The sequence below is a fragment of the Planosporangium flavigriseum genome, assembly GCF_011947225.1.
In the GTDB taxonomy this organism is placed as follows: Bacteria; Actinomycetota; Actinomycetes; order Mycobacteriales; family Micromonosporaceae; genus Planosporangium; species Planosporangium flavigriseum.
The window spans coordinates 1-15,457 of sequence record NZ_JAATVW010000040.1 but is presented as its reverse complement, the minus strand read 5'-3'; the positions used below and the strand labels follow the sequence as shown (position 1 = coordinate 15,457).

Sequence of the window (15,457 nt, the reverse complement as noted above, 5' to 3'; positions counted from 1 at the left end):
ACTGCTGAGCCAGTTCAACCGGGGCTAAGTCGGAGAGAGGATCGGCCGGTGCGGACAGGGCGGTCCGCCCGATGTTGTCGCGGGAAGTGGAGTGCGCGTCCTGGGCCACCATGGGATTTCGACCTTCCGGGCACGGTTCATCGACAGTTGTGGCGTAGCTGGAAATGACGTGCGCAGCGGTACGGGATCAGGCGCTGAAATGCCCGGCGTTCGTGCGCTTGGTATAGCCGCGCCGGCGGGCGAGGCGCCCGCCGACCTGAAGCGCGTGGATCTCTTTAGTGGCGGGGTTGCGCAGGAATCGCCCGCCGAGCACCTCCCGCCCGGACTCCGGGTCCTGCAGGGTGAAGGTGAGGTGGTCGTAGAAGGTCATCCGCGCGAAGCCGTCACCGTCGACTGCCAGGTAGAGGTCGCGGCCCTCCTTCTCCGCCACCACGTACTCGACGTCGCCGTTGACGTAGAGGCCGGCGCACCCCGTGGGCGGCACGGTCGGAATCCGCATCGGCGCCTCCACCCGGGGCCGCCCGATCGGCACCCCGGCGCGCGCCAGCTCACCGAGGATGTCCTTCCACAGGGCCGCCCCGGTGTTGGCGTTGCTGGTCAACGCGACAACCCAACCACCGACCGGATCGATACGCAGGTAGCAGGCGGTGCCGTCGGCATTGCCATCATGACCGACCCAGGCGGTGGTCCCCTCCCGGAACACCGCGAGTCCCAGGCCCCATGCGTCGGCAAGCCCGTACGGCTCCGCACCGGCGACGGGTACGCGCATCTGTTCGGCGCACCTCGCCGGCAGCAGTTCGGGTACGCCGGCGCCGAGGTGGACCTGCCCCAGTGCGACCAGGTCGGTGGCGCTCATCGCCAACGCGCCGGCTGCGGCCTCGGTGGGCGCCTGCAACGGGAAGACCGGCCGGGCCCTGCCGAGTGCGGTGTTGACGGAGTGACCGCTTGCGATCCGGCGGGTTGGCGGCTCGGCCCCCGGCGCGCCGAGGAAGGCCGGCTGGATTCCCAGCGGCCGCAGCACGATCGACGCGACGGCCTGCGCCCAGCTCATCCCGGTGACGGCTTCGATCACGTAGCCGACGAGGACGTAGCCGATGTTCGAGTACGAAAAGCCGGTGCCGGGTGGCAGCACGAGGCGCCGGCGGGAGCAGTACTCCGTCACGTAGCGCGGCACCGAGATGGTCGACACCTCGTCCGGGTCCGGCCCCGAGGAGAGCCCGGCGGTGTGGCTCAACAGGCAGCGAAGCGTGAGCTCGTCGCCGAGTTCACGCATCCCGGGAACGTACGCACCGATCGCCTCATCGAGTTCGAGGTCCCCGTCCTCGACCAGGACCATGGCCGCCGTGGCCGTGAAGGACTTGGTGATGGATCCGATACCGAAGGCCGTGTCCGCAGTGACGGGCTGGCCTGTGCGGTACTCCAGCTCGCCGACCTCTGTCGTAACGGTTCGGCCGGCACGGTGAATCGCGAGCTGCGCTCCGGGCACCCCGTGTCTACGGACCAGGGCGGCGAACTCGTGTCCCAGCGTTGGCAGGGCACTCGACGTCGTCACACTTGCGACCACTGGCAGACCTCCATGACGAGCTGGCCTTGTCCGCTGCGCGCGAGGCGCCTGCGGTCCTGGCACTTGCGTTGGCTGGACGTGTTGCGGCTGGACATCTTGTGACTCGTGCCGAACGACCCCTTGTCCAGCGGCTGCCGCCGCACAGGGATCGGTACACCCAGGTCGGTCTTGCTCACTCGCGAGGGTTGGCGGGCCGGCGCCGGCCTTCACCCACCCGCAGGCGTCCTGACCCTAAACGACCGCATCTGCCCCGACACGTTGATCTTCTTGTGGAACGTGCCCGTCGTCAGCAGGGCCGGGACGCGACATTGGCCGCGCAGTTCCGTCGGCCGCTTGGCCTATCCATTCCCTTAAATGCTCGGGCATAAGTACAAGGATGGAGTCCGTTACTCGATCGCCACAGTGGGTGATGTCATCGGAACGCCATGAGAGGAGTAGTTGCAAGTGATGACGTGAGTAACGTTTAAGGCTCGTCAAATTGGGCCGGCCATCCAACAGACGGCGCGATCGGGCCCGCAAATATGGTCGAAGCCGAACATCTCGACGACGGCGGGCTCCGGTCGACCGCCAGTCGACCCTCGGCCGAGAAATGTCGGGGCCATTGGGCAGGATGGTGCCGTGACGACCACCGCCCGCCCCGCCATGTCAACTCAGCACGCGGCAACTCTGGATGCGGTTCTGGAGCGGTTGACCTACGTCAACGAGGAGACCGGCTACACCGTGGCCCGGGTGGCCACCGACCGCAGCAGCGATCTACTCACGGTGGTCGGCGCATTGTTGGGGGCCCAGCCCGGGGAGAGCCTGCGGCTCGTCGGCCGGTGGTCGAGCCACCCGAAGTTCGGCCGGCAGTTCGAGGTCGAGTCCTACACGACCGTGCTGCCCGCCACGATCCAGGGCATCCGCCGCTACCTCGGCTCCGGGCTGGTCAAGGGGATCGGCCCGGTCTTCGCCGAGCGGATCGTCGACCACTTCGACCTGGACACCCTGCGGATCATCGAGGAGGAGCCCGCCCGGCTGATCGAGGTGCCCGGCCTCGGGCCGAAGCGCACCGCGAAGATCACGGAGGCCTGGGCCGAGCAGAAGGCCATCAAGGAGGTCATGGTCTTCCTGCAGGGCGTCGGGGTGTCCACGTCCCTGGCGGTGCGGATCTTCAAGCAGTACGGCGACGCGTCCATCTCCGTGGTGCGCAACGAGCCGTACCGGCTGGCCTCCGACGTGTGGGGCATCGGCTTCAAGACCGCCGACACCATCGCCCAAGCGGTGGGGATCCCCCACGACAGCCCTGACCGGGTCAAGGCCGGCCTGCAGTACACGCTGTCGCAGGCCACCGACTCGGGCCACTGCTACCTCCCCCAGCCGCAGCTGGTCGCCGACGCCGTGAAGATCCTGGCCGTGCCGGCCGACCTGGTCACGACCTGCCTGGACGAGCTGGTCGCCGCCGAGGGCGTGGTCCGCGAAGCGCTCCCCGGCCCGGACGGGCCGGTGGCCGCCGTCTACCTGGTGCCGTTCCACCGCGCCGAGACGTCGCTCGCCGGCGCGCTGCTGCGCCTGCTCAACCACCGCGCCGACCGGATGCCGCACTTCGCCGACGTCGACTGGGGCAAGGCCCTGGCCTGGCTGCGCCGCCAGACGGGCGCCGACCTCGCCCCCGAGCAGGAAGAGGCCGTCCGGTTGGCGCTGACGAGCAAGGTCGCGGTCCTGACCGGGGGCCCCGGCTGCGGCAAGAGCTTCACCGTACGGTCGATCATCACCCTCGCCGCGGCGAAGCGGGCGAAGATCACGCTGGTGGCGCCGACCGGGCGGGCGGCCAAACGCCTCGCCGAGCTCACCGGCCACCCCGCCGCCACCGTGCACCGGCTGCTCCAGCTGCGCCCGGGTGGCGACCCGTCGTTCGACCGCGACAACCCCCTCGACGTCGACCTGCTGGTGGTCGACGAGGCCTCGATGCTCGACCTGATCCTGGCCAACAAGCTCGTCAAGGCCGTACCCGCCGGCGCGCACATCCTGCTGGTGGGCGACGTCGACCAGCTACCGTCGGTCGGCGCCGGGGAGGTGCTGCGCGATCTGCTCGCCGCCGAGGCGATCCCCCGGGTCCGCCTGACCCAGATCTTCCGGCAGGCGGCCGAGTCCGGGGTTGTCACCAACGCGCACCGCATCAACGCCGGCAAACCGCCGATCACCACGGGCCTGGCCGACTTCTTCCTGTTCCCCTGCGACGACACCGAGGCCACCGCACCGCTGACCGTCGACGTCACCTGCTCGCGCATCCCGGCCAAGTTCGGCCTGGATCCCCGCCGTGACATCCAGGTCCTCACCCCGATGCACCGGGGCCCGGCCGGAGCCGGTGCGCTCAACGCGCTGCTCCAGCAGAATCTCACCCCCGGCCGGGAGGGGCGGCCCGAGCGCCGGGTCGGCGGGCGGGTGTTCCGCATCGGCGACAAGGTCACGCAGATCAGAAACAACTACGACAAGGGCACGGCCGGGGTGTTCAACGGCACCCTGGGCATCGTCACCGCGCTGTCGGGCGAGGACCAGGCGCTCACCGTACGCACCGATGAAGACGAGGACATCACCTACGACTTCGACGAACTCGACGAGCTCGCCCACGCGTACGCCATGACCATCCACCGGTCGCAGGGCTCCGAATATCCGGCCGTCGTCATTCCGCTGACCACGAGCGCCTGGATGATGCTCCAGCGCAATCTGCTCTACACCGCGGTCACGCGCGCGAAGAAGCTCGTCGTCCTCGTCGGCTCCCGGCGCGCTCTCGCCGCAGCGGTACGCACCGTCGGTGCCGGCCGCCGCCACACCGCCCTCACCCACCGGCTCGCCGCGTCTGCATAGGGGTACGACACCACAGCCCCATCTCACGACATTACCGATAGCTCCGTTACCGCAGGCTGCGACAGCAATCCTTGAGCAGGCTGTTTATCGGGTGGAAGAATCGTGGCGCCCGTACCGCCGCTTCCCCGGTTGCGCCATGGCCGTCGCGGGCAGTGCACCGTGCGCCTCGGGCCGGATGCGACCGATGAGTTTTGTCGTACGGCGGGGTCTTAATAGGTGGCAGCACCCGCCGGAGACGTTTCGGTCGCCGACGGTCACACAGCAGTGACATCAGGCAGTGCCAGCAAGCTCTACGCAGAGATTGGATGGAGCACGGATGAGCCGGGTACGGGTACTGGTCGGCACACGCAAGGGCGCATTCATCCTGACGTCGGACGCCACGCGGGAGCGGTGGGACGTCAGTGGCCCCCACTTCGGCGGGTGGGAGATCTACCACGTCACGGGTTCTCCCGCTAATCCGGACCGACTGTACGCGTCGCAGTCGGGCGGCTGGTTCGGGCAGCTGATCCAGCGCTCGGACGACGGCGGCGAGACGTGGCAGCCGGTGGGCAACGAGTTCGCGTACGAAGGCGTCCCCGGCACCCACCAGTGGTACGACGGCAGTCTCCGCCCCTGGGAGTTCACCCGGGTCTGGCACCTCGAGCCCTCCCTGACCGATCCGGACACCGTCTACGCCGGGATCCAGGACGCCGCCCTGTTCCGTTCGACCGACGGCGGCCAGAAGTGGCAGGAGCTTCCCGGACTGCGCGAACACGGCTCGGGCCCCTCGTGGCAGCCGGGCGCCGGCGGCTTGTGCCTGCACACGATCCTGCTGGATCCGAGCGCCCCCGAGCGGATGTTCGTGGCCATCTCGGCCGCGGGCGTGTTCCGCACCGACGACGCCGGACAGACGTGGCGGCCGGTGAACCGCGGCCTGCGCTCCGAGGGCATCCCGGACCAGGATGCCGAGGTCGGCCACTGCGTCCACCGCATCGCCATGCACCCCTCACGCCCCGACGTGCTGTTCATGCAGAAGCACTGGGACGTCATGCGCAGCGACGACGCGGGCGAGTCGTGGTACGAGATCAGCGGCAACCTGCCCACCGACTTCGGGTTCCCGATCGCGGTGCACTCACACGAGCCGGACACCGTCTACGTCGTGCCGATCAAGAGCGACTACGAGCACTTCGTACCGGACGGCAAGCTGCGGGTGTACCGCAGCCGCACCGGCGGCAACGAGTGGGAGGCGCTCACGAACGGTCTGCCGCAGCGCGACTGCTACGTCAACGTGCTGCGCGACGCGATGGCCGTCGACTCGCTCGACCCGTGCGGTGTCTACTTCGGTACGACCGGCGGGCAGGTGTACGCCTCGGCCGACGCAGGGGACAGTTGGGCCCCCATCGTCCGAGACCTTCCGTCCGTGCTGTCGGTCGAAGTACAGACCCTGCCATGATCCGCGTCGTACTCCCGCCGCACCTGCGGACGCTCGCGCGGGTCGGCGGCGAAGTGCAGCTCCAGGTGGAGGGCCCGGTCACGCAGCGTTCGGTCCTCGACGCGCTCGAGGCGGACTATCCCGTACTACGCGGGACGATCCGGGACCGGGTCAGCGGGCAGCGCCGCGCGTTCGTACGGTTCTTCGCCTGCGAACAGGACCTGTCCCACCACCAGCCGGACACGCCGCTCCCGACACCGGTCGCAGGGGGTGATGAGCCTTTCCTGATCGTGGGCGCCATGGCCGGCGGGTAGGCCTCGCCCGGCCAGCCGCAACAGCCCGTGCCCCGTGCGCCACGCCCAGGTACGGTACGGGCCGCCGTATACGTACAGGTCGGCGTCGCGGTCCTGCTGCTGGCCACCTCGGCGGGCGTGGCAGTCGTGCTCGGCGGGCTCAGCCTCGGGCTCGCCCTTGGGGCGATCCAAGGAGCTGAGCAGACCGGCTCGGAGCCGAACGACAGACGCAGTACGGATGCCACCGCACAATCCTGGAGCCCGCCAGTGTCCACGGTGGAGATTGGTGGGCGAACCGGATGGGTATTGATGGCGATGACAACGGATACCACCCCCTCGGAGGATCCCATGCTCGCCATCGTCGCAGCCGCCGTCTTCGGCTTCGCCCTGCTGCTCGACCTGCTCAACACCAACCTGGGCGCTCCCGACCTGTTCAACTGGAACACCCTCGTCCTCATCGGCCTGTTCTGCCTCGCGCTCCACCTCGCCGGTGTCGGTCGCGGTACCGCCGGCGGTGGCCGGTGGTACCGCGGCCGCCGTCCCGGTCGCGGCTGATCCGGCACGGCCATCCAGCAGGGCGGCGGCCAGCGTCGGTAGACGCCCGGTCGTCGCCCTGGGCACCGGTGTCGGGAATTGCCAGCACGGCCGGCTGCCCGGGCTACGCGCGGCGGTGGCCGAGCGCTGGCCGAGCGGTGCGTGGATCCTATAGGATCCACGCATGCGCGCGGCCCGTCGTCTCACCCTGACCGACGACGTGTACGGGGCGATCAAGTCCCTGATCATGGACCACCTGATCGCCCCCGGTGAGCGCGTCACCATCGACGCACTCGCCCGCGAGCTGAGCGTCTCCCCCACCCCGATCCGCGAGGCCCTCGCCCGGCTCGAATCCGAAGGGCTCGTCCGCAAACGCGCCATGGCCGGCTACAGCACCGCTCCTCTGCTGACCCGCGACCAGTTCGAAGAGCTGTTCGAGATGCGGCTGCTGCTGGAGTGCCCGGCCGCCGCCCGCGCGGCCGTCCGCCACGCGGCGGGAAACGTCGACGTCGACGCGCTCGCTCAGGAGGCGGAGCTGCCCGACCGCCTCTCCGGCGACGGCTACGCCGGCCACGCCGCCTTCACCGCGCGGGACGCCGTTTTCCACGAACGCGTCGCCGAAGCGAGCGGCAACAGCATGCTGTCCGCGACCTTCGTACGCCTGCACGCCCACCTGCACCTGCACCGCCTCCACTTCCCCACCGCGCACCTGGGCATCAGCACGCGAGAGCACCGGCGGATCGTGGCGGCGATAGCGAGCGGCTCGGCCGAGGCGGCGAGCGAGGCGATGCGCGCGCACCTGGAGGCCGCCCGCGACCGGCACCGACATGCCTTCGCGATGGTGGACGCATAGGCCGTCGGCCATCGCGAAAGAACAGGAGAACCCATGCGGATCGCGTTGTTCCTGACCTGCGTCAACGACCTCCTCTACCCGGACACCGGCAAGGCCGTGGTCCGGTTGCTGGAGCGGCTCGGCCACGAGGTCGACTTCCCGGAGAGCCAGACCTGCTGCGGGCAGATGCACGCCAACTCCGGCTACCGCGCCGAGGCGGTGCCGCTTGTGCGCGGCTTCGTCGACACGTTCGACCGCTACGACGCCGTCGTGGCACCGAGCGGCTCGTGCGTGGCCATGGTGCGCGAGTCCTATCCCCGGCTCGTGCCCGCCGCCGCAGGTGTCGCGACGCGCACGTACGAGCTGTCGGAACTGCTCGTCGACGTTCTCGGCGTGACCGACGTCGGCGCGGTTTTCCCGCACCGGGTCACCTACCACCCGACCTGCCACGGCCTGCGCATGCTGCGCCTGGGCGACAAGCCGCTGCGGCTGCTGCGCGCCGTCGAAGGCCTGGACCTCGTTCCGCTGCCCGGCGCCGAGGAGTGCTGCGGCTTCGGCGGCACGTTCGCGATGAAGAACGCCGACGTCTCCACCGCGATGCTCGCCGACAAGTGCACCGCGATCTGCGACACCGGCGCGGAGGTGATCGCGGCGGCCGACAACTCGTGCCTGGCGCACATCGGCGGCGGGCTGTCCCGCCGGGGCGCGCCGGTACGCGTCATGCACTACGCCGAAATCCTCGGAGGCGAATCGTGACTCTTCCCCACGGCACCGGCCACCTCGCGGGTTCCCGCCCGTTCCCCGCGGCGGCCCACGTCGAGCTGGGCAAGCCACAGCTGCGGGCCAACCTGCACAAGGCCACCCACACGATCCGCAACAAGCGTGCCCGGGTGGTCGAGGAGCTGCCCGACTGGGAGCAGCTGCGGCTGGCCGGCAGCGCGATCAAGGCGAACGTCATGGCCCGCCTGCCGGAACTGCTCGTCGAGTTCGAAGCCGCTGCGACCGCCGCCGGGGCCGTGGTCCACTGGGCGCGCGACGCGGCCGAGGCGTGCGAGGTCGTGACCCGACTCGTCCGCGAGACCGGCACCGACGAGGTCGTCAAGGTCAAGTCGATGGCCACCCAGGAGATCGAACTCAACCAGGCCCTCGAACGCGCCGGCATCTCCGCCACCGAGACCGACCTCGCCGAGCTGATCGTGCAACTCGCCGACGACGAGCCGTCACACATCCTGGTCCCGGCGATCCACTACAACCGCAGCCAGATCCGCGACATCTTCACCGAGCGGATGGGCGACGCGCCGGCCGGGCTCACCGACGAGCCCCGCGTCCTGGCCGAAGCCGCCCGCCTGCACCTGCGCCGCAAGTTCCTGTCCTCGAAGGTCGCGATCTCGGGCGCCAACTTCGCCATCGCCGAGACCGGGACGCTGGTCGTCCTGGAGTCCGAGGGGAACGGCCGGATGTGCCTGACCCTGCCCGAGACCCTGATCTCGGTGGTCGGCGTGGAGAAGCTGCTGCCCAGCTTCAGCGACCTCGAGGTGTTCCTGCAGCTGCTGCCGCGCTCGTCGACCGGCGAGCGGATGAACCCGTACACCTCGACGTGGACCGGCGTCACGGCCGGCGACGGGCCGCAGAACGTCCACATCGTCCTCGTCGACAACGGCCGGTCGGCCACCCTCGCCGACGAGGTCGGCCGGCAGGCGCTGCACTGCATCCGCTGCTCGGCCTGCCTGAACGTGTGTCCGGTGTACGAGCGCGTGGGCGGGCACGCGTACCAGTCGGTGTACCCGGGGCCGATCGGGGCGATCCTGTCCCCGCAGATGACCGGCATCGAGGCGAACAAGACGCTGCCGTTCGCGTCCACGCTCTGCGGCGCCTGCTACGACGTCTGCCCGGTGCGCATCAACATCCCCGAGGTGCTGGTGCACCTGCGCCAGGCGGCGGTCGACAGCCGGCGCGACAAGCCGTCGGCCGAGCGTACTGCCATGAAGGCGATGGCCTGGGTGATGGGTGACCGCCGCCGGTACGCCCGGGCGCTGCGGGCCGCCCGGCGCGGAACCGTTCCGCTGGAGCGCGTCCTCCGCCGCCGCACGGTACGCCACCTGCCCTGGCCGATGTCGGCGTGGACGGCGAGCCGGGACGCGCCGTTGCCGGCCCCCGAATCGTTCCGCGACTGGTGGAGGAGAACGCGATGAACGCACGGGAAGAGATCCTGAACCGGCTGCGTACAGCGCTCGGACCGGCGCCGACGGCACCCCGCGTGCCGCGGGAGTACCGCGTTGACGATGCTCTCGACGGGCCCGCCCGGATCGACCTCCTCGTCGACCGGCTCGTGGACTACAAGGCCGAGGTGACGCGCTGCCGGCCGGACGAGGTCGCCGCGTCGGTCGCCACGGCGCTCGCCGGGGTCACGCGCCTCGTCGCTCCGGCGGAGACGCCGGAGAGCTGGCTGTCCGCGTACCCGGGAAAGGTTGTCACAGATGGCCCGCAACCGCTCTCGGTGGCCGAGCTCGACGGCGCCGGCGCGGTGCTGACCGGATGCGCCGTGGCGATCGCGGAGACCGGAACGATCGTGCTCGACGGCGGCCCCGCACAGGGGCGGCGCGCCCTGACGCTGGTACCCGATCATCACGTCTGCGTCGTCACGAGCGACCAGGTCGCCGGCGGCGTGCCGGCCGGACTGCGGCGGCTCACGCCGACCCGGCCGCTGACGTTCATCTCTGGCCCGTCGGCCACCAGTGACATCGAGCTCAACCGGGTGGAAGGGGTGCACGGTCCGCGCCGGCTACACGTGATCGTCGTCGAGCCCGGGTGATCGTCGCAGGTCCGCGACGGGTGGCTACGGCCGCTGCGTTGACCGGCGTCTACCGTAGGGTTGTCGGCCTCGAACGGGTCGCCGGCAGGGGGTTGGCGTGGCATCCGGAAACGTACCTAACCAGCACGACCCGACGCCCGACCCCCAGTACCTCCCGATCGCCGAGCACGGTCTGATCGGCGACTTGCGCACCGTGGCGCTGGTGGGCAGCAACGGCACGATCGACTGGTACTGCTGCCCGCGCTTCGACGCGCCGAGCGTCTTCGCCGCTCTGCTGGACGCGCGCCGGGGCGGCTGCTTCGAGCTGACCGTCGACGTACCGGCGAGGACCAAGCAGTTCTACATCCCCGACACCAACGTGTTGATCACTCGATTCTTCGCCGCCGAGGGGCTCGGCGAGATCCAGGACTTCATGCCCATCGTCGACGACTCCCGCGAAGCCGACCGGCACCGCCTGATCCGCCGCGTGGTCTGCGTACGCGGCAAGCTGCAGTTCCGGGCGCGCGTGGCGCCGAGGTTCGGCTACGCCACCCAGCCGCACACGGTCCGCCTGGAGGCCGATGGGGCGACGTTCACCTCGGGCTCACTGTCGCTGGAGCTCACCGCCAGCGTGCCGGTCACGAGCGACGGCACGGACGTGCGGGCGGAGTTCACCATCACCGAAGGCGAGACGGCGGTCTTCGCCCTCGACCGCGTCGGAGACGGGTTGCCGGCGGCGCCGAGCGTGCTCACCGAGGCCGACGAGCTGTTCGAGGCCACCGCCAGGTACTGGCGGCGGTGGCTGTCCGCATCCCGCTACCGGGGCCGGTGGCGCGAGACGGTGCACCGCTCCGCGCTCACGTTGAAGCTGCTCACCTACGCGCCGACCGGCGCGATCATCGCCGCGCCGACCACCAGCCTCCCGGAGCAGATCGGCGGCGAGCGCAACTGGGACTACCGCTACGTCTGGATCCGCGACGCGGCGTTCTGCCTCAATGCGCTGCTACGGATGGGATTCACCGCCGAGGCCGACGCGTTCATGGATTTCCTGACCGAACATATCGCGCACCGTGACTGCACCGACTGCGGCCCGTTCCAGGCGATGTACGGCATCGACGGGCGCACCGACCTACCCGAGCGGCCGCTGGATCATCTCGAGGGCTACCGCGGCTCCGCGCCGGTACGGGTCGGCAACGCCGCCGCCACCCAGCTACAGCTCGACATCTATGGAGCTCTCATCGACTCGGTCTACCTCTACGACAAGTGGAGCAAGCCCATTTACAGCGCGCGCTGGGACCAGGTCAACGTCGCGGTGAACTGGGTGTGCGAGCACTGGGACCAGCCGGACGAGGGCGTGTGGGAGACCCGCGGCGAGCGCCACAACTTCCTGTACTCGCGGGTGATGTGCTGGGTCGCGATCCAGCGAGCGATGCGGATGGCCGAGGAGCGCGGGCTACCGGCGGACATCTCGTCCTGGCGGGCGGCGCGCGACGCGATCTACCTACAGATCATGCAGCGTTACTGGTCGTGTGAGCGGCACGCGTTTGTCCAGCGCTCCGGAGACGACGTCCTGGACGCATCGGTGCTCATGATGTCGCTGGCCCGGTTCGTCTCCCCCACCGACCCCAAGTGGCTGTCCACGCTCGAGGCGCTCGGCGAGGACCTGGTCTCCGACTCGCTGATGTACCGCTACGACCCGACCGCCAGTCCGGACGGGATCCGCGGCGATGAGGGCACCTTCTCGATCTGCTCGTTCTGGTACGTCGAAGCCCTCGCCCGCGCCGGGCACGCGGACGAGGCGCGCCTGGCGTTCGAGAAGATGCTCACGTACGCCAACCACCTCGGCCTGTACGCCGAGCAGATCGGGCTCACCGGCGAGCAACTCGGCAACTTCCCGCAGGCGTTCACCCATCTCGGGCTGATCAGTGCGGCCTTCACGCTCGACCAGGCCCTCGGTTGACCGTGGTCAGGCAGCCATCGCCCGGGGCGTCCGCACCGCCGTGACGACCTCGGCGATCACGCGCCGCGCTCGTCAGTCGGCAGCCGCGGCGACGAGGCCGCCCTGCCGAAGCGCGGCGAACGCCTCCGGATCGCGCTCGGCCATCACCCGCCGCGCGGCGTTGCGGTAACGCACCACCTGAACCGCCCCGATCCCCCACAGCAGGTACTGCAGCGCGAACGCCCAGCGGAAGGCGTCCAGCGAGTAGTTGGTGCCGGCCGAGGCCGGGGTGAACACCTGCAGGACGGCACCGATGCCCACGATCAGCGCGACCGCGGCGACGAAGCCACCGACGTTGACGATGCCGGTCGCCCCGCCGATCCGGCTGGCCGGGTTGAAGGTACGGGCGTAGTCGAACCCGATCATCGAACCCGGACCGTTGACAGCGAGCACCAGCGTGAGGATCGCGAGCAGCCACAGCGGAGCCCGTCCGGGCCAGAGCAGCACGACCGCCCAGACGACAGCCGAGCTCGCGGGGACGGCCAGGACCAGCACCGAGCGGTGATAGGGCAGCCGGGCGCAGAAGTTGGCGATCGCCGGCCCCAGGACGATGGCGGCGACGGTCAGCATCGACAGCAGCAGCGCGGCGGTGGCCGGCGACAACCCCTCGCCGGAGACCAGGAACGGGTACCCCCACAGGAGCGCGAAGACCGTCCCGGAGAACTGGGTGACGAAGTGTGTCCACAGCCCCAGCCGGGTGCCCGGCTCCTGCCACGAGGCGCGCAAACCGGCCCGTACCTCAGCGTTCGAGGGCGGTGCGGGCGGCGCCTCCCCGGTGTAAGGGTGGTCGCGCAGCACGACGATCACGAGAACGACGGCGAGCACGCCGAGGCCGGTCGCCGCGAGGAACGTCGCCGTCCAGCCCGCGTCCCGCAGGAGCACAACCAGCGGTACCGCCGAAGCCAGCGAACCTAACTGGCCGATCACCCCGGTGAGCTGCACCATGAGCGGGTTGCGACGGGGCGGGAACCAGAGGGCGACGACCCGGATGACGCTGATGAAGGTCATCGCGTCGCCGAGACCGATGAGCACCCGCGCGACGATGGCGAGTTGCACGTGGGCCGCGAGCGCGAACAGAAGCTGACCGACGCCCATGAGCGCGGCACCCGCAACGAGCAGCCGCCGGGAGCCGTACCGGTCCAGCAGGATCCCGACCGGCACCTGCATCCCCGCGTACACGATGAGCTGCCCGACCGAGAACATCGCGAGCATGGACGGGCCGATACCGAAACGGCTGGCGGCCTCGACCCCGGCGACGCCCAGCGACGACCGGTGGAACACGGCGGCGCCGTACGCGAAGACACCGGCGCCCCACACGAGGAGTGCCTTCTTCTGAAAGATCGTCATCGGCGCGCTCATGCTCGCGGCCCCCGGAGGTTCCCGGCCGCCGTGGCGACGTGGTCGTGTACGAGTCGGGTGAAGCGTTCGGGCGAGTCGGCGCCGAGCGCGGCGAGCATCTCCGCATGGTCTGCGAGCGCCCGGTCCATCCGGTCGGGCGAGATGCGCATGACGGCGACGCCCATGCGCATCTGGCGATCACGCAGCCGGTGGTACAGGTCGGCGAGGATGCTGTTGCCCGCCAGGTCCACGACGGTCGCGTGGAACGCCCGGTCGGCCTCCATGAACGCGATCGCGTCGGCCGCCGCTCGGGCTTTCCTCATCGCCTCGAGCAGGGGTTCGAGCGCGCTGCCCAACTCGGCCCGGCGTGCCCAGATCCGGCTCGCCGCGTGCCCCTCCACGAGGGTGCGAGCCTCGATGACCTCGTCGATCTCCTGCGCCGACACCGGTAGCACGAGCGCGCCGCGCTTGGGATAGAGCGCGACGAGGCCTTCGGCCTCCAGGCGCAGCAGGGCCTCGCGGACCGGCGTACGGGAGACGCCGACCGCCTCGGCGATCTCCGCTTCGGTGAGGAGCGCACCGCCCGGGTGCAGCTGCTCCAGGATGGCCCGCTTGAGGTACTGGTACACGCGCGTGGTCGCGGAGGCCGCAGGGCTCGGCAACGGCAAGGCTGAGGGATACATGATGTATCTATCCTAGGGCCGCCGAGCACAGGGATCGATCAGATCCCTGTGGACGTGATGCGCTGCACCGTCCCGAGCGCGCCGCTCTCCACCGAACACCCAACCCGCCAAACGGCTATCGGGGTGCCATACACCAATAAAGCACCTATTTTCCACATGCAACCGATCAGCACCCTTTCGTCACCCCGTTCGACAACCGCCGCCCCGGACCGTCGATGTCGAACCGGCACGAAAGGCATCACTTCTCATGAATCCGAAGATCCGGCGGTTGCTGTTGGGCGCGCTCCTCGCGACCACCACCACGGGCACCGTGCTCGGCGTCAACGTGGAAGCCGCCTCAGCCGCGTCCGGCGTAGGCGCGACAGTGCGGACCACCGGCGGCCCGCTCAACGTCCGCAGCGGCCCCTCCGCCCAAACGGCGAACGTCGGCCAGGTCCGCAACGGCAGTGTGCTCACCCTGGTCTGCCAGACCTCCGGCCAGTACATCAAGGGCCCCGTGCGCGCCAGTTCCCAATGGGACCGGCTGACCAGCGGCCGCTGGGTCTCGCACGCCTACCTGCAGACCAACGCGTCCCTGCCGGCGTGCGCGGCGCTGGACGCGCCGGCAACCGCCGCCCCGACCAACCCGGCGGGCGCCACCGCCCGCACCGACGGCAGCCCGCTCAACGTGCGCAGCCAGCCCAACTCCCGGGCGGCACTGTCGTCGCGGATCCCCAACGGCGCGGGCGTCAACGTCAGCTGCTACGTCACCGGCGAAACGGTCCGCGGCACCGTCCGCTCCACCGCCCAGTGGGACCGCCTTTCCAGCGGCGGCTACGTCTCCCACGCGTACGTGCAGACCAGCGCGACGCTGCCGGCGTGCGCGCCGAACCTGGTCCCGGTGTCCGACACCGCGCCGGCACCGGCTCCCACGCCGGCCACCTACAGCGGCACCGCGAAGACGGAGGGCGGCCCCCTGAACATCCGCACCGCTCCGTCGGGCCGCGCCTCCGCGGCCGGGGCGGTCGCCAACGGCGGCGCGCTCACCCTCACCTGCACCGTCGGCGGCGACCACGTGACCGGCGCGGTGCGCTCCACCAGCCAGTGGGACCGGCTGGTCAGCGGCAACTACGTCTCGCACGCCTACGTGGAGACCTCGGCGTCGCTGCCCACCTGCGCCGGTGGCGCG

Annotated in this window: 12 protein-coding genes and 1 pseudogene; 10 read left to right on the top strand and 3 right to left on the bottom strand. The window is 70.2% G+C overall.

The annotated features are described in order from the left end of the window. Positions 1-187: 187 nt before the first annotated feature. Positions 188-1,564, bottom strand: coding sequence for a serine hydrolase domain-containing protein (locus HC028_RS26525; protein ID WP_203981639.1), 1,377 nt, complete (start codon positions 1,562-1,564; stop codon positions 188-190). A 642-nt stretch (positions 1,565-2,206) separates the two neighbouring features. On the opposite strand from HC028_RS26525, the gene recD2 reads away from it, so the two are divergent. The 9 genes from recD2 (at position 2,207) to HC028_RS26480 (ending at position 12,229) form a co-directional block, all read left to right on the top strand. After that, positions 2,207-4,408 (top strand): SF1B family DNA helicase RecD2, encoded by a 2,202-nt coding sequence (gene recD2, locus HC028_RS26520; RefSeq protein ID WP_168080180.1) that lies wholly within the window; start codon positions 2,207-2,209, stop codon positions 4,406-4,408. A 316-nt stretch (positions 4,409-4,724) separates the two neighbouring features. Further along, positions 4,725-5,840, top strand: coding sequence for a WD40/YVTN/BNR-like repeat-containing protein (locus HC028_RS26515; protein ID WP_168080178.1), 1,116 nt, complete (start codon positions 4,725-4,727; stop codon positions 5,838-5,840). Further along, positions 5,837-6,133 carry a MoaD/ThiS family protein gene (locus tag HC028_RS26510; protein ID WP_168080177.1) on the top strand — a complete coding sequence of 99 codons (297 nt, stop codon included), beginning with the start codon at positions 5,837-5,839 and terminating at the stop codon, positions 6,131-6,133. Before HC028_RS26515 ends, HC028_RS26510 begins: the two co-directional genes overlap by 4 nt. Positions 6,134-6,460: 327 nt before the next feature. Continuing rightward, positions 6,461-6,667: a hypothetical protein gene (locus tag HC028_RS26505; protein WP_168080176.1), complete on the top strand. Its 207-nt coding sequence runs from the start codon at positions 6,461-6,463 to the stop codon at positions 6,665-6,667. Positions 6,668-6,830: 163 nt separating this feature from the next. Beyond that, positions 6,831-7,499: a GntR family transcriptional regulator gene (locus tag HC028_RS26500; protein WP_168080175.1), complete on the top strand. Its 669-nt coding sequence runs from the start codon at positions 6,831-6,833 to the stop codon at positions 7,497-7,499. A 33-nt stretch (positions 7,500-7,532) separates the two neighbouring features. Further along, positions 7,533-8,234 (top strand): (Fe-S)-binding protein, encoded by a 702-nt coding sequence (locus HC028_RS26495; protein WP_168080174.1) that lies wholly within the window; start codon positions 7,533-7,535, stop codon positions 8,232-8,234. Then, the gene (locus HC028_RS26490) at positions 8,231-9,670 is read left to right on the top strand and encodes a LutB/LldF family L-lactate oxidation iron-sulfur protein (RefSeq protein ID WP_239075744.1); all 1,440 of its coding nucleotides are present in this window, start codon (positions 8,231-8,233) and stop codon (positions 9,668-9,670) included. The genes HC028_RS26495 and HC028_RS26490 overlap by 4 nt, the downstream gene beginning before the upstream one ends. Continuing rightward, on the top strand, positions 9,667-10,290 hold the full coding sequence (locus tag HC028_RS26485) for a LutC/YkgG family protein (protein WP_168080172.1): 624 nt from the start codon (positions 9,667-9,669) through the stop codon (positions 10,288-10,290). The genes HC028_RS26490 and HC028_RS26485 overlap by 4 nt, the downstream gene beginning before the upstream one ends. Before the next feature lie 97 nt (positions 10,291-10,387). Next, on the top strand, positions 10,388-12,229 hold the full coding sequence (locus tag HC028_RS26480) for a glycoside hydrolase family 15 protein (RefSeq protein ID WP_203981638.1): 1,842 nt from the start codon (positions 10,388-10,390) through the stop codon (positions 12,227-12,229). Positions 12,230-12,301: 72 nt separating this feature from the next. Here HC028_RS26480 and HC028_RS26475 read toward each other — a convergent pair whose 3' ends face one another. Both HC028_RS26475 and HC028_RS26470 read right to left on the bottom strand, forming a co-directional pair. After that, on the bottom strand, positions 12,302-13,615 hold the full coding sequence (locus tag HC028_RS26475) for an MFS transporter (RefSeq protein WP_168080171.1): 1,314 nt from the start codon (positions 13,613-13,615) through the stop codon (positions 12,302-12,304). 8 nt (positions 13,616-13,623) lie between these two features. Beyond that, positions 13,624-14,289: a GntR family transcriptional regulator gene (locus tag HC028_RS26470; RefSeq protein ID WP_168080170.1), complete on the bottom strand. Its 666-nt coding sequence runs from the start codon at positions 14,287-14,289 to the stop codon at positions 13,624-13,626. A gap of 247 nt (positions 14,290-14,536) precedes the next feature. Between HC028_RS26470 and HC028_RS26465 the strand changes: the two are divergent. Further along, positions 14,537-15,457: pseudogene (locus HC028_RS26465) on the top strand (SH3 domain-containing protein); the annotation flags it as partial.

Bases quoted from the DNA above. Each gene is read 5' to 3' on its own strand.
- recD2 (WP_168080180.1), top strand. From the start codon at position 2,207: ATGTCAACTCAGCACGCGGCAACTCTGGATGCGGTTCTGGAGCGGTTG.
- HC028_RS26515 (WP_168080178.1), top strand. From the start codon at position 4,725: ATGAGCCGGGTACGGGTACTGGTCGGCACACGCAAGGGCGCATTCATC.
- HC028_RS26510 (WP_168080177.1), top strand. From the start codon at position 5,837: ATGATCCGCGTCGTACTCCCGCCGCACCTGCGGACGCTCGCGCGGGTC.
- HC028_RS26505 (WP_168080176.1), top strand. From the start codon at position 6,461: ATGCTCGCCATCGTCGCAGCCGCCGTCTTCGGCTTCGCCCTGCTGCTC.
- HC028_RS26500 (WP_168080175.1), top strand. From the start codon at position 6,831: ATGCGCGCGGCCCGTCGTCTCACCCTGACCGACGACGTGTACGGGGCG.
- HC028_RS26495 (WP_168080174.1), top strand. From the start codon at position 7,533: ATGCGGATCGCGTTGTTCCTGACCTGCGTCAACGACCTCCTCTACCCG.
- HC028_RS26485 (WP_168080172.1), top strand. From the start codon at position 9,667: ATGAACGCACGGGAAGAGATCCTGAACCGGCTGCGTACAGCGCTCGGA.
- HC028_RS26475 (WP_168080171.1), bottom strand. From the start codon at position 13,615: ATGACGATCTTTCAGAAGAAGGCACTCCTCGTGTGGGGCGCCGGTGTC.
- HC028_RS26470 (WP_168080170.1), bottom strand. From the start codon at position 14,289: ATGTATCCCTCAGCCTTGCCGTTGCCGAGCCCTGCGGCCTCCGCGACC.